The sequence below is a fragment of the Sorangium sp. So ce887 genome, assembly GCF_051521455.1.
GTDB lineage: Bacteria > Myxococcota_A > Polyangia > Polyangiales > Polyangiaceae > Sorangium.
On sequence record NZ_CP150354.1, the window covers coordinates 8,998,119 to 9,012,631 of the forward strand.

The 14,513-nt window shown below is 71.9% G+C and carries 8 protein-coding genes; 6 read left to right on the forward strand and 2 right to left on the reverse strand.

The features are described from left to right. Positions 1-107 precede the first annotated feature (107 nt). The 3 genes from WMF36_RS33630 to WMF36_RS33640 all read left to right on the forward strand — a co-directional run bounded on the left by WMF36_RS33630 (position 108) and on the right by WMF36_RS33640 (position 3,768). Positions 108-1,157, forward strand: coding sequence for a hypothetical protein (locus tag WMF36_RS33630; protein ID WP_437574876.1), 1,050 nt, complete (start codon positions 108-110; stop codon positions 1,155-1,157). Next, positions 1,151-2,530, forward strand: a complete 1,380-nt coding sequence (locus WMF36_RS33635) for a serine/threonine protein kinase (RefSeq protein ID WP_437574877.1) — start codon at positions 1,151-1,153, stop codon at positions 2,528-2,530. Before WMF36_RS33630 ends, WMF36_RS33635 begins: the two co-directional genes overlap by 7 nt. Before the next feature lie 161 nt (positions 2,531-2,691). Continuing rightward, the gene (locus WMF36_RS33640; RefSeq protein ID WP_437574878.1) at positions 2,692-3,768 is read left to right on the forward strand and encodes a hypothetical protein; all 1,077 of its coding nucleotides are present in this window, start codon (positions 2,692-2,694) and stop codon (positions 3,766-3,768) included. Between the two features lie 60 nt (positions 3,769-3,828). Here the strand turns inward: WMF36_RS33640 and WMF36_RS33645 are convergent, their stop codons facing one another. Next, positions 3,829-5,385, reverse strand: a complete 1,557-nt coding sequence (locus WMF36_RS33645) for a hypothetical protein (RefSeq protein ID WP_437574879.1) — start codon at positions 5,383-5,385, stop codon at positions 3,829-3,831. 247 nt (positions 5,386-5,632) lie between these two features. On the opposite strand from WMF36_RS33645, the gene WMF36_RS33650 reads away from it, so the two are divergent. The 3 genes from WMF36_RS33650 to WMF36_RS33660 all read left to right on the forward strand — a co-directional run bounded on the left by WMF36_RS33650 (position 5,633) and on the right by WMF36_RS33660 (position 12,763). Then, positions 5,633-5,797, forward strand: coding sequence for a hypothetical protein (locus WMF36_RS33650; RefSeq protein WP_437574880.1), 165 nt, complete (start codon positions 5,633-5,635; stop codon positions 5,795-5,797). Positions 5,798-6,016: 219 nt separating this feature from the next. Further along, entirely contained in the window at positions 6,017-9,184 is a 3,168-nt protein-coding gene (locus WMF36_RS33655) for a DNRLRE domain-containing protein (RefSeq protein WP_437574881.1), read from the forward strand. Between the two features lie 705 nt (positions 9,185-9,889). Further along, a complete protein-coding gene (locus tag WMF36_RS33660) occupies positions 9,890-12,763 on the forward strand; it encodes a Kelch repeat-containing protein (RefSeq protein ID WP_437574882.1) in 2,874 nt (957 codons plus the stop codon). A 157-nt stretch (positions 12,764-12,920) separates the two neighbouring features. On the opposite strand, the gene WMF36_RS33665 is transcribed toward WMF36_RS33660, so the two are convergent. Next, entirely contained in the window at positions 12,921-14,342 is a 1,422-nt protein-coding gene (locus tag WMF36_RS33665; RefSeq protein WP_437574883.1) for an AAA family ATPase, read from the reverse strand. Positions 14,343-14,513: the final 171 nt, after the last annotated feature.

The following is a 14,513-nucleotide window of genomic DNA, read 5'->3' on the forward strand; positions in this document are numbered from 1 at the left end:
CTGGGAAGCATTACGTTGAGAAGGTTCGCTTTTCCACTCGCCTGATGTTTTCGGTGATTCCCAGCGAGCTCCCCTCCGCGTGATCTGTTTTTGGTATGTAGCTCCTGGTGAACATCACGGTCCTGCGAGCGCTCGTCCGGTCGTTGCTCCTGCTGGCGCTGGTCCTCGTGCCTTCCGTCGGTCGCGCGGACGGCCCCTCGAGCGGGCCCCAGGGTCGACTCCAGCGCTCGGCGGACCGGGCCGTCGCGGAGGGCCGCCTGGCGGAGGCGCGGGACATGTGGTTGCAGATCTGGCAGCTCGATCCCTCGGAGATGGCTGCGTGCAACGTCGGGCAGCTCTCGTTCCGCATCGGGGACATGCCGAGAGCGGCCGAGTTCCTCACCGCGTGTCTGGAGAGGGCGCCGGCGCCGGCGGACGCCAGCGCGCGTGAGCGGTACCAGAGCCGGGCGCTGGATCTCGCGCGGGCGACGCAGGCGGTTGGCATGCTGACCTTCGCCGTGCCCCGGGGCGCGGAGCTGTCGGTCGACGACCGGCCTGTGGGGCGGGCGCCGCTCGGGCGCGCGGTGTTCGTCGCGCCGGGCTCGCACCGCGTTCGAGCGGCGCTCGGCGAGGCGGCGAAGGAGACCCCCGTGGAGGTGCGCGCGGGGGAAGCGCGCGAGGTCGTCCTCGATCTCGCTTTGCCGGCGGACACCGGACAGGCGGAGGCGCGCCCGCCGGCGCGGGCCGAGCCGCGCCCCCCGGTGGCGCCGCGCGCGTCGGCGCGGGCCGAGCCGCGCCCACCGGTGGCGCCGCGCGCGCCGGCGCCGGTCGAGCTAAGTGCGGGGCCTTCGCCGGGGCTCGTCGTGCTGGGCGCCCTCGCGTCCGCCGGGTGCGTCACGCTCGGCGCGGTGCAGCTCGCGAGGTCGGGCGAGCACGAGCGCAGGTTCAACGACCTGCTCGAGCGCAACCACGGAGGCTACCGGATCGCCGGCCTGGAGCTCCAGCGCGCCCAGCGCGCCTACAGCGCGATGGAGCTCGCCGAGGAGCGCGCCGCGGTCGCGCTGACGGCCGGCGCGCTCCTGGCCGCAGGGACGCTGATCTACGCCCTTTACCCGAGGAGCCGCGGCCCCAGGCTGACCGCGATGGGGACGCGGCTCCACCTGGAGGCGACGTGGTAGACGGGTCTGGCCTGGGGTACCGGATCGTCGAGCGGCTGCAGGGTCGCGGCCCTGTGGACGTCTATGCCGCCGTCGATCGCGAGGGCCGGGACGCGCTGCTCCACGTGAGCGAGGCGGTGCCCGGCGGGTTCCGCGACGGCCTGGCTCGGCTGCGCGCCGTGAGCCAGCGCATCGAGGAGGTCCCGCGGGTCCTCGACGGCGGCCTCCGGGACTCGTTCTGCTGGGTGGCGGTCGAGCGGTGCGACGGCCGGTCGTTGCGCGCCGTCCTCGAGGAGCGCCCCAGGGACATCACGCCGCCGTGGGCGCTCTCGCAGGTCGCCGAGTTCGCCGAGGTCCTGAAGGCCGCACACGCGGCGGGGATCTTCCACGGGGACCTCTGCCCGGAGACCTTGATCCTGCTCGACGACGGCTCGTTCAAGCTCGCCGGCCTGGGTCTCGCGCAGCTCTTCGGTCTGAGCGCCGCGGACGCGGCGATCACCGCGATGTACCGCGCCCCCGAGCAGCTCGCGGAGCCCGCGGTCCTGGACGAGCGGACCGACGTCCACGCGCTGGGCCTCGTGCTCTACGAGCTCATCGGGTTGCGCCGGCCGTTCGCGGAGCGCGTGCCCGAGGAGCTCGTCCGCTGCGTCCTCCACACCACGCCGCTGCCGCTCGATACCTTCGTCCCCTTGCCGCCGGTGGTCGCGGGTGTCGTGAGGCGCGCGACCGAGAGGCACCCGGACGCCCGGTACCGCGACATGGCGGAGCTCATCGCGGCGCTGCACGGCGCGCTCGAGGGCTGGTGTCGCTGGCGAGGCGAGGTGAAGCAGGACGTCGGCTCCGGGGTGCGCAGCGCGAGCCCGGCGTCGCGCGTGCCGCCGACCGAGCCGACACCCGGGCTCGCGACCGAGCTACCGCCCGGGCTCGCGACCGAGCTGCCGCGCCACGCCCCCTCCCCGGCCTCGCCTGAGCCTGCGTCGGCGCCCCCGGAGCAAGCCCCGCCGGCCCGCTCACCGCGCAAGGGGCGGATTCGCGTGGCGCTCGCCCTGGGAGCAGGCGGGCTGGTCCTCGCGGCGGCGCTCCTCGGCGGCCTCCATGCCGGCGCGCTGTCGGCAGCCCGTACCCCGGCCGTCGCGCGGCTCCCGCGCGTCATCGTGGTGCGCCCGCAGGCTGCGCCGGCGCCCCCCGATCCCCGGGCGGTGGCCGCCGTCACGCGGGAGCGCCCCCTCCGCTCGAAGCCGGTGCCTCCCCGCGCGCGCGGCAAGGAAATGGCCCCCTCGCCTCCTCCGGTGCCGGATTCGCCGGCACCGGGAGAGCCGCTGCCGCCGTGCGACGCGGACTGGTACACGTGCGGGGCCACCTGGCCCGACGCGCGTTCCAACACATTCCGTTGACGCCCGCGAGGTTTCCACTTTTTAGCAGCGATTTCTGTCGATTTCTTACGCGCCTCTGCGACTGCGGTGCTGTATAGGAGGAGTCGTGTAGAGGGCAGTCCGCGACCCTCGCTGGTCCTTTTGCCGGCGACCGAAGGTGGGCGCCCGGAGGCTCTGTTCGCATGCACACTCTATTTCGCCGCGTGGTGCTCGCCGGCGCCGCGTGGCTCGTGGGCTCTTGTGCCGGAGATTCTCCCTCTCTGGGAGGCTACTGCGAGAACAAGGCCGATTGCCACACGAAGTACCAGGACATCCCCGGAGCCACCTGTGTCGGCGATCGTTGCCAGTGTGTCGATCCGGGCCAAGGGATCTGTTGCTCTCCTGACGCCGCGAAGGATCCGGACTGCGCTCTCTCGTGCAGGCCGTGCGCCGAGTGCGCTCCGGGCACGGCGGGGTGCGCTCCTGACGTGGGGCCCGACGGGGGCGTCGACGCCGGCTGCAAGAGCGACGCAGCGTGCCCGGGGCCGCCGAGCCGCGAGTGCGGCGCCGGGCGGTGCGTCGAGGGCGCGTGCACCGTCGAGATCAACCCGGGGCCGATCGCCTCTCAGCGGAGGGGCGACTGCCAGCGGATGGAGTGCACGGTCACGGGCGAGCTCATCGCGCTCGGGGACCCGTCGGACGTCTACGACGACGGCGAGCAGTGTACGTATGATAGCTGCGGTGCCAGCGGGCCCGTCAATGTGCCGATGACCGAAGGTGCGGTGTGTCCTGGCGAGCAACAGAGGATGTGCCATGCGGGCACGTGCGTCGCTTGCTTTGACGGCGACGTGACCATGAACGACTGTCCCAACGGCCTGGCGTGCTTCGGCGTGATGTGCGTGCCCTCGCATTGCACGAACAATGGTGTCGATCTCGCGCTCGGGGAGACCGCGAGGGACTGCGGCGGTCCGTGTCGTCCCTGCATCGCCGGCGAGGCCTGCGGAGCGGGCACCGATTGCGAGAGCAAGGTCTGCCGCGCGGGTCGCTGCGCGGCGCCGACGTGCGAGGACGGCGCGCAGAACGGGGATGAGACGGGGGTCGACTGTGGGGCGCTGCCCTGCCCGCTGTGCCCGGCGGCTCAAGGATGCAGGACGGGCACGCAGTGCGAGAGCGGCGCCTGCTGGGCGGGCATGTGCCGGGAGGCTTCGTGCATCGATGGCGTGATGAACGGCGGCGAGGCCGGCGTGGATTGCGGCGGCGCCTGCGCGCCGTGCCGGTGAGCCGGCGGCCTGGCGACCAGCGTGCGCGCGGCGACCCCTGGTGCCCGCGGACCTGCGCGGCTACCTGACCAGCCGCACCACGACGAGCTCGCGCTGCCCGCCGACGGGTCCGAAGCCGAAGTCGCCGGGGCCGTCGAGCTGGCCGGCGAGGTAGACGGAGTGCTCTCCTCCCGTGCAGACGGCGAAGAAGCGTCCGGGAGCGTCGAAGACCTCCGGTTCGCCCGGTGTGCCGTCGGCGGTGAAGCGGACGAGCATCGGGCTCTCCTCGGCGCCGTAAGCGCTGCCCGTGACGAACACGCCGCGGTCCGCCGCGAAGGCGGAGGCTCGCGCGTAGTAGTCGGCCGCGTCGCCCCAGAGGGAGCTCCACAGCGGCTCGCCGCCGGGGCCGAAGCGAGCCGCGAAGAGCTTCGTGGAGCCGCCCGTGTTTCGCGAGCCTCCGCCGAAATCGGCCGTCCCGTTCATGTAACCGACGATCAGGGTGCCGCTGCCCGTCGCGCCGTTGATGTCGTTGGCCAGCGTGTAGCCATCATCGCCGAAAGGTCTGCCGGTCAAGCGCTGTCCGGTCGGTGAGAACTGCGCCAAGTACGAGCCGAAGCCGTGCGACTGACTGGCGTATCCCGTGAGCCAGACGGTCCCGTCGCGGCCGAGCGCCACGCCGGTTGCGTTCGTCATGGGCCAAGCGTCGAGGTCACCGCTCCTGGAGAACACCTGGCTGGCGACGTGACCGCCGTCGGCGTCGAGCGTCAGCAAGAAGGCCGTGTCCTCACCGGCCTCGTGGACGCCGCCTCCGAAGTCGATCGCACCGCTGACGTAACCCGCGACGTACACGTTGCCGTTCGGCGCCACGGCCGCGCTCTCCGCCCAGTCGTACCCGCTACCGCCGAAATGTCGCGCCCAGATCACCTCGCCGTTCGCCGCGACCTTCATCACGAACATGTCGGGGCCCAGATTCGCGTTCGTGGGCAGCCAGATCTCATCGCCGATGACGACCATGGTGCGGTAAGCGCCGACCGCGATGATCGACCCGTCGGCGAGCGGAGCAATCCCGTTCACCTGCGTGTCGTAAGCGGCGCCGCCGAAGCTCTTGGCCTGCAACAGCTCGCCGCTCGGCGAGAGCCACAGCAGCACGGCGCCCGCGTGGTCCTCGCCACGCAACGAGAGGGTGCCATCCGCGCCGCCGCCGACCACGAGCCGCCCCTCTGCGTCGAGCGCCGCTGCATAGAAGCTGTCGTTGACGCCGTCCCCGGCGAACACGACGCTGTAACCGGGGCCGTCGTCCGAAAGAAAACCGACGCCGGGGCCGTCACCTCCGGCACCCGCGCCCCCCGAGGTACTGGCGCCGGCCGCGCCGCTCGTGACGCCGCTCGAGCCCGGCTCCTCGCTGAAGCCGCTTGTTCCCCCGGCGCGACCGCCGCCAGCGCTTCCTTGCGCGCCGCCCTCGTCCGCGCCGGCGCTCGATGCCGAACCGTGCTCCTCTTCGCCGATCCCCCGCACGACCCTCGCATCGCACGCGACCGTCACGAGCGCCGCCGCGAGGAACCAGCTCGCGGACGGCCCGCGCCGGTACCGAAGTCCACGCCCGTCGCTATCGCGCCGCCCGATGACCGATACCACCATGAGGCCGAAGCTATCACGGATACCCGAGCGCCCCCCGCGCTCCCTGCGCATACGCCCCGTGGAAAACATTACCGCTCCGGCATCCTTCGGCGCTCGCCAGAAATGGCCCACCGGCGCTTGTCAGAAAGGGTCCGGGCGCGGATCAGCAATCGTTGCGTGGACGGTGAGCGCACGGCGCGTGTGCGCGGGCCCGGATGCGGCGTGGAGGTCCTTCGGCGCGATGGCGCGAGTGATCCTCCCGGACAACATGAAAGCCACCGTCTCGCGCGCCGACGAGCTCGCCCCCGTTCTCGTGCTGGCCTTCCTCGACCACGCGCAGGCCCGCGGACTGTTCGTGGATGCCGCGCGTGTCAGGTCACCGAGGGACAAGGCGCGTGTCGAGGATCAGGTCACGTACGTGCGTGAGAGTTGACATGTCTGCACTGGCCGCGCGACGATGAGCGGATCTCTGTCCTGATCCTTTTCAGCAATTCACGCCGCGCGCTCGCCTCGAACGAGCGCTCGTGACCGTGGGGCACCACGACGCCGGCCTTGCGCCCGGCGAGGCTTGGCGCGGCTCACCACAACGAACGTCAGGGGAAATCTCCACATGAGAAACAAGACGAAGAGATTCCATATATTATGCGCCGGAGTGACGGGCGCCCTCGCGGCCGGGTGTGCGGTCGATCCCGGCGGCGATGGCGCCGAGGGCGTCGGTCGAGCGGCGCGGGCGCTCTCGACCGAGGGACAGGTGTGCACGACGGTCCAGCGCGGCGCTGGGCCGGCAGGCGTGGCCGACGCCGTGCTCTGGCAGAGCTCGCCCAGCTGGAACGACGGCGCGAGCGTGACGCTCAGCACGGGGACGAGCGCGGGCGGTGGGCTCCGGCGCAGCCTGCTCCGGTTCGACCTCTCCGGCCTGCCCGCGGGAGCCGAGGTCGTGTCGGCGAGCCTGTCGCTCTCGCAGACCTTCAAGGGGGTCGACAGCACGGTCCGCGTCCACCGCGTCACCGACGCCTGGGAAGAGTCGGCCGTGACCTGGGCGAGCTTCGGCGAGGCCATCGACCCGGCGGTCGCCGCGTCGTTCACCTCCGGCGGGGGCTCCGGCTTCCGCTCGTCCGATATCACCGAGCTCGCGCGCGCCTGGGTGAGCGGCGAGGTCGAGAATCACGGCGTCCTCATCGAGGAAGATCCGGTCCAGAGGACCGACTTCCGGAGCAGCGAGAAGGCGGTCGTCGAGGACCGGCCGAAGCTCGACCTCTGCTATGTCACTTGCGACGACGGGATCCAGAACGGCGGCGAGAAGGGCGTCGACTGCGGCGGCTCGTGTCCCTCCTGCGACGGCCAGTCGTACGACGGACCGCCGGGCGGGAGCCCGATCGATCTCTCGGGGACCGGGGCGACGTACCCGTGGTCGGTCGGGGACATCAACGAGCTGCCCGAATCCGTCGCGCAACAGGGCACGCACCAGCCCTGCACGACCAGCGAGGATTGCCAGTTCGACCAGTACTGCGAGCACCCCGCGCAGGGCGCGTGCGCCCACAATCCGTGCGAGACGGGCCTCTCGCTCCTGTCGACCTGCAGCGGCTGCGTCGCGAAGGTCTGCGAGGCGAACCCGAACTGCTGCACCCAGACGACCATCCCGGCCGACTGCGGGCATGACGCCTGCGAGGATGCCCCCGGCGTCGCGACCCACATGACCGCGACGTGCGGTGACCCGTGCATCGCCAACATCTGCGCGGCCAACCCGCTCTGCTGCGACTTCAGGTGCACGTCGACCACGCAGTGCACGACCGTCTTCGGAGCGGGCTTCACCTGCCCTGTCGTGCTGCCCGGCACCCCGCGACGTTGCCGCCCGCCCAGCGGCGTGTGCCCGCCGGGAAGCGTCCTTTCCAACGGCAGGTGCGCGGGGACCTGGAGCTCCGAGTGCGTCGATCTCGTGGCTACCGAGTGCCCTGGGAAGACGTGCGCCCCACCGACCCAGGTCTGGGACGCCACGTGCGTCGGCCTCGTAGACCAGCTGTGCGGCACCACCTGCAGCGCCGATCCAGACCAGCAACGAGGCCTCTGCAAGGCTTACCTGCCGAGCGAGACGAACCCCGCATGCACCGGCGTGGATTTCACGGTCGGCGTGCCCTGCGGCGGGACGATCCCGGTCTGCAACCGCGGCAACACGCCGGCCCCCGCGGGCATCGCGATTCACCGCTACGCCGCGGGCGCGGGCCAGCTCCCCTCCTCGGCCCCGAGCCAGGTCCTGGACTCCTGCAGCCCGAGCGGCGGCACCCTCGCCTGCACGACCGCGCAGCCGATCGCCCCGGGCGAATGCATCAGCGTGGCCGGCTGCACGGGCCTCACCGACGGCATGGAGCTCTTCGTCAACCCGCCGGGCCCGAGGCACATCGCTGAGTGCCAGTGCGCCAACAACGGGAGCATCTATCAATCGGCCATGTGCGAGTCGCCAGGCTGCATCGCCACGGCCAGCGTCTCGCTGATCAGGCCGGTCACCCTGTTCGTGTCGCTCGATCGGTCCACCTCGATGTGGGAGACCTCGTTTGGAGTCCCCGGGTTCAACGACCGATGGATCCCGGCGACCAACGCCCTCAAGGAGTTCTTCAGCGATCCGGCGTCGGCGGGGCTCGGCGTCGCGTTCCGGTTCTGGCCGCACGACAACCCCGGGCCATGCAACGACAACCCCAGCTGTCCGCCCGCCGGCGGCGGCGGCTGTGCGCTGCCGCTCGTCCCGTTCAACGGCGCCGCAGCCGACAGGTTGACCGAGCAATCCGCGTTGATGGGAGATCAGCAGGAGATCAAGCTCCTGCAGGCGTTCACCAATTTCCCGATGCCCTACGGCGATACGCCGATGTACCCGGCCCTGGACGGCGCCACGACCTGGGCGATCAACTACAAGACCGCCCACCCCGAGGAGGAGGTCGCGGTGGTGTTCGTGACCGACGGCGTCCCGTCGCACTGCGACACCGTCCCGAACCACATCGCGAACCTGGCGGGAAACGCCTTCGAGAACCACGGCGTCCGCGTGCACGCGGTGGGCTTCGGCAACTCGAACGCGGAGATCATCAACAGCATCGCCGCTCGCGGCGGCGGACAGGCGTACAACCTCACCGCGGGCACGGCGCTGCAGGGCAGCCTCCTCGACGCGCTCGTCTCGATCCGCGGAGAGGCGCTCCCCTGCGACGTGACGGTCCCCCTCGCCGGCGTCACGGATCCCGCCTCGGTGTCCGTCGTCCACGTGGACGGCGCCGGCACCGAGACCACCCTCACGCCCCGGCCCGCCGGGCTGGGCAGTTGCGGCAGCGGCTGGTACTTCGCCGACGCGACGAACACGAGCGTCAAGCTCTGCCCGCAGACGTGCTCCGATCTCCGCGACAGCCCGGGGAAGATCCGGGCGGCCGTCCCGTGCGCGGCCGCGAGCCTCACGCCCATCACCACGAGCTGGGAGCGCTACCACGGCGTCTGCCCGCCGGGGACCAAGGCCCGGTGGGAATACCTCACCTACAGGACGGTCACCCCGGCTGACTCGAGCGTCGAGCTCTTCGTGCGATCGGCTGACGACCCCGCCTCGCTCGACGCCGCGACCGTGACGCTCGCCGCGACCGCCCGCGCCACGCCCGCCGACACCCAGGTGTGCGATGAGACCTCGACGCCGCCGTGCGCGGTCGATCTCGCCGACCTGTTCGGAGAGCTGCCGGAGGCGCAAGCGAATTACCTGGAGCTCCAGGTGAGGCTCAATCCGACGAGCGACGGCACGGGCGGAGTTCAGGTGCAGGATTGGGAGATCGGCTATTCGTGTCCCGACGCGGAATGAGCCGGGGTAGGACCGCGAGATCTCCGGTGGACGCGCGCCACGTCATCCTCTCGCACCAAGCCCTGCGCACTGACCCGCTCCGCCGTCATCGCGTGAGCTGACCGCTCATCGACCCCCCGCGTCCCCTCCCGCGCGCGAGCCGCCTCCCCCGCGCGCCTCTACATCGCCGCCTTCCGCCGGCCTCGCCGCCTCCGTGGCGGCGTCGCCGCCCCGGCGTTCGTCCGCGCTCGCACCGCCCCTGCCCCCACCGCTCGTGCTCGTCGCTCGGCCGGATCCGCCGGAGCGCCGCTTCCCCCTCCTCGGTCACGCGCAGCGTCGCCACGTAGCTCGCCCTGCGCTCCGCGAACCGCTCGCACTACGCCTTCCAGCACGCCGCCAGCTCGAACCTCTCCGGTCGCGCAAACCCCTCGTCCAGAAGCCGCGCCCTCTCGACGCGCGCCCCACGGAACACGCGTCATCGACCGGGCCTCCGCGTGAACCTCGGGTGATCGCCGCGTTCGGCTCGTCGGGCGCGCGAGGCCGGTCGACCGTCCGGCTCCCACGGCCACAGCACTGGAGAGGGCGCGGGGACCGGAGGGGCCCACGATGGCGCGCCAGGCGCCGTCCCCGCGGGGCTTGATACGGACGGAAACTCCACGGTTCCCTGTCCGCCGCGGCGGTCGCTTTTTGTTGACAGCCAAGTCGCTGAGGCCGCTATCGTCTGATGTGCGTTCAGCCTCATTCTTGCATCGCCTCGCCCCCGTCCTGCTCGTCGCGCCGCTCGGATGCACTGGCGCCGATGCCCCGCGAAGCCGCGCAAAGGAGCACGGCATCGGGGCGGCTGTCGCCGCGCTCACCGCGCCACGCTGGGACGCGGCGCCGCCGATGAACGTCGCCCGGAACAGGCACACGGCGACACGTTTGCTCGACGGGAGGGTCCTCGTGGCGGGCGGAGCGAGCGCCACGGCCGAGGTGTACGACCCCGCCACGACCACATGGACGCTCGTCGCGCCGATGAGCACGCCGCACACGGACCATACCGCGACGCTCCTTCCGGACGGCAGGGTCGTCGTGGCCGGCGGCGTGACCGACGCCGTCGAGATCTACGACCCCGCCACGGGCACGTGGACGCTCGCCGCGCCGCTCCTCGCGCCGCGCGAACGCCACACCGCGACGCTCCTGCCGGATGGCCGGATCCTCGTGGCCGCCGGCGAGTACGAAGAGTGGGTGATGAGGTCGAGCGAGATCTTCGATCCCGTCACGAATACGTGGACCGACGCGGGGTCGATGGCGCTGGTGCGCTCCTCCCACACGGCCACGCTCCTGCCGAACGGCAAGGTCCTCGTGGTGGCCGGGGTGGACGCCTCCGGCGAGCCCATCGGCAGCGCGGAGCTCTACGATCCGGCCACGGGCACGTGGACCGCCGCGGGCTCGATCCAGAACCGGGAAGGGCACACCGCGACGCTCCTCGGGAATGGCAAGGTGCTCGTCGCCGGCGGTTATACCGATTACGGCGGTGAGGGGTTCACCTCCACGAACCGCAGCGCGGCGCTCTACGATCCGGCGAGCAACACCTGGACGCCCGCGACGCCGATGAACGTCACCCACCACAGGCACACGGCCACGCCGCTCGCCGATGGCCGGGTGCTTGTCGCCGGCGGCGGCGCGCTCACGGAGGTCTACGATCCGGCGAGCGGGAGGTGGTCGCTCGGCAAGTACCTGAACTCGGGCCGGAGCGGCCACACCGCCACGGCGCTCGCGGACGGACGGGTGCTCGTGGCCGGCGGCGGGAGCACGAGCGCCGAGCGGCTCACCCTCGCGGTCCCGGGCGATTCTTGCCTCTTCGCGGGCGAATGCGCGAGCGGCTTCTGCGTCGACGGGGTCTGCTGCGATGCCGCGTGTGACGCGGGCTCGTGTGACGCGTGCGCGGTGAGCGCGGGCGCGACGGCGAATGGCACCTGTACGCCGCTGAGCGGCGCCGTTTGCGGCAGCGCCGACGGCTGCACGGCGAACGGCGTCTGCCAGGCGGGCGCTTGCGTCGGGGATGCGCCGGTCGGCTGCGTGCCCGCGTGGACGCCGACCGGGGACATGCCCGTGCCGCGACACGACGGCACGTGGGCCGAGCTCGCCGATGGCCGCGTGCTCGTGGCCGGCGGGCACGACAACGACTGGAACGATACCCTGTCCGCGAACCTCTACGATCCGGCGACGAACGCCTGGAGCGACGTCGCGCCGCTCTCGCACGCGCGCCGCAAGTCCGCGTCGATCCGGGTCTCGACCGGCGAGATCCTCGTCGTGGGCGGTGATTCTCCGTCGACGGCCGAGGCCTACGATCCGGCGAGCGATACGTGGACGCTCACCGGCGCCATGGTCGCGCACCACGCTCCGAGCGTCGCTCTCTTGCGGCTCCCCGACGATCGTATCCTCGTCGTGGGCGGCGGGACGGCGGTCGCCGAGCTTTACGATCCGGCGACGAAATCCTGGGCTGCGACGGGCTCGCTCGGCGCCTCGCGGTCGGGGCATTCGGCGGTCCTCTTGCACAACGGGAAGGTGCTTGTGAGCGGTGGCGCGGGCAACCCGGCGACGGCGGAGCTTTACGACCCGGCCACGGGGACGTTCTCCCCGGCCGGGACGCTGACCTTCGCGCATTCCGGGCACAAGGCGACGAGGCTGCTCGACGGCAGCGTGCTCGTGGTGAGCGGCAGCGGCGCCGATCGGTATGACCCGGCCACGAATACCTGGACGCCCACGCAGGCGTTGCTCATGCCGCCCGCCGATTTCACGGCGACGCTGCTCGGTGATGGTCGGGTGCTGGTCACGGGCGCGCCGAACGTCCCGCACGCGCAGGTCTACGAGCCGGCGACGAATGACTGGACGGTGACCGGGCCCCTGGACGTCGCGCGCCGACGTCATACGGCCACGCTGCTCGGAAACGGAATGGTGCTCATCGCGGGCGGCAAGGAATGGACGGGCGGCAGCGAGTGCACCCTCCGCAGCGCCGCTGTGTATAACCCCGTGACGAATGGCTGGTCGACGGTGCAGAACCTGAGCAGGCTACGCGACGCTCCGTCGTCCGTGCTGCTCGATGGCAATCGCGTCCTGGTCTTCGGAGGCTTACGGGCAGGTTGCTCGTCCGGAGACGGCGACCCCGAGGCGCATGGAAGCGCGGAGATTTACGAGGGCGGCGTCACCCCGGAGGGCAGCGGCGGAAGCGGCGGCGCGGGCGGCTCCGGCGGAATGGGCGGCTCCGGCGGAACCGGAGGCGAGGGAGGGAGCGGCGCCGGTGGAATGGGCGGCGCGGGCGGTTCCGACGGAACCGGTGGCGAGGGAGGAAGCGGCGGCGAAGGCGGCGCCGGCGCCGGCTCCGGTGGAATGGGCGGCGCGGGCGGAATGGGCGAGGCTGGCGGCGGCACCGGCGGCATGGCCGGCTCCGGCGGTCAGGGCGGTATGGGTGGCGTGAGCGGCACCGGCGGCACCGGCGGCGGCGAGGAGCCGGGCGGCGGCTGCCGCGCCGTCGGCGGATCCGCGGAGAACGGCGGGCGCGGCTTCGCGGTTCTCGTGGCCCTGGGCGCCGTCCTCGCGCGCCGCCGCAGGCGCTGAAACGCAGAAGGCCCGCGAGGGCCCGCAGTGGCCGCCCTCGTCGTCAATCCGCATTCCCTCGCCACCTACAACGCCCTGAAGACGGACCCAACGCCGCAAGCTCGAGCAGCTCGCGGCCGAGATGCTGCTGTCCGCCGAGCTCGGCGTCTGGGGGTGATCACGCGGGGCAGTGGGCTTGAGCGCCGAGGAGGCTCCGGGTGAGCGGCCCCCCGTCGACGAGGAGCTCGTGCAGCGCCTCCCTGAGGTGCTCCTCGCCGACCGAGATGCCGCGCCCCGCGTCGGCCGCGAACAGCGCCGCGCGCCTCAGGAGCTCGCGAATGAATGCCGCGCTCACCCCCTCGGTCCGCGCGATGAGCGGCGCGAGAGCGTCGCCCCTGAGCGAGAGGCCACGCCCGTAGAACGCGAGCAGCTGCCGCCGGCAGTCGGCGTCCGGCAGCGGGATCTCCACGGCGAGATCGATCCGCCCCGGCCGCGTCGCCAGCGCCGGCTCCAGGGCCTGCGGGCGGTTGGTGGTCAAGAGGAAGATCACGTCGGTGTCCTCCGCGAGGCCGTCCATCTGGTTCAGGAGATCGAAGAGCAGCGGAGAGCGGCAGCTCGAGTCCGCGCTGTCGCGGTCCTGGGCGATGATATCGACGTCCTCGAGCACCACGAGCGAGGGCTGGAGCGACCGCGCCATCGCGCAGGCCTCCCGGAGGAGCTTCACCCCGAGCCCGGTGAGGAGCAGGGTGGTGCGCTCCCGCATCTGGCCCGCCAGGTACATCGCGGTCAGGGTCTTGCCGGTGCCCGGGGGTCCGTAGAGGAGCAGCCCGCGCTTCAGATGTCGCCCCGAGGCGAGCAGGGTCTCTCTGTGCCGGGAGAAGCCGATGGTCGACCGCTCGAGCCGCGCGAGCAGCGCTTCGGGCAGGATGAGCGCGTCGCGCTCGATCCGCGGGAGGCTCTGGAGCTCGATCTTGGTCCCGGGCGAGAAGCCGTCCGTGGTCTCGCTCAGGGTGACGACGCGGCTGCGATAGACGTTGAGCCGGCGCATCAGGACGCGGAGCTCGGCGAGGAGGCGCTGGGCGCGCTCGTTGTCCCCCGCCATCACCTCGACGGTGAGCTGGCTGCGCCGGAACCCGGCGTCGCCGGGGCCGCGCACCAGCAGCGCGAAGCGGTCGCCCCCTTGGCCGAAGAGGTAGATGCCGCTGGCGACGCAGACGATGACGCGCTCCTCGTCGAGGCGGACGTTGCGGTACTGCACGGGCCCCTGCGAGGGCGGCGCTCCGCCGAACCCGGGCATCGCCGCGGGCGGCGAGAGGAGATCGGGGAGGCTCACCCCCCGGAACATATCGCCGCCGGAGACCCCGAGTAGCTCGGAGGTAAACCCGCCGTTGCGGAGGTGGGCCTCGATCGCGAGCTGGAAGTTCGGGTGGTCCGAGGCCGGGAACTCCTCGGCGACGACGGGGAGGGTGCGGGGGTCGGCGCCGAAGTGCCCGCGGAGGAGGCCGAGGAAGAACGGCTCCTGCGCGGCCTGGGCCGCCGCCATCGCGCCCATCAGATCGGTGAGAGAAGGGGTGGGGTTCTGGGGCTTGTCGTTGTCCATGGTCCTGTCGCCAGCGTGGGGTGGACAGGTTATCACGAACGGGTGAAGACGACCGCCGGTCGTCGCGGAAGACTCTTATCGAACTGGCTGAGAAAGCCCCGCAGGATGTGGCATCTGGACGTTCGCGAACGCTGACGTTGGACACCGCAGTTCGCTGGGCGAGCTCCAATC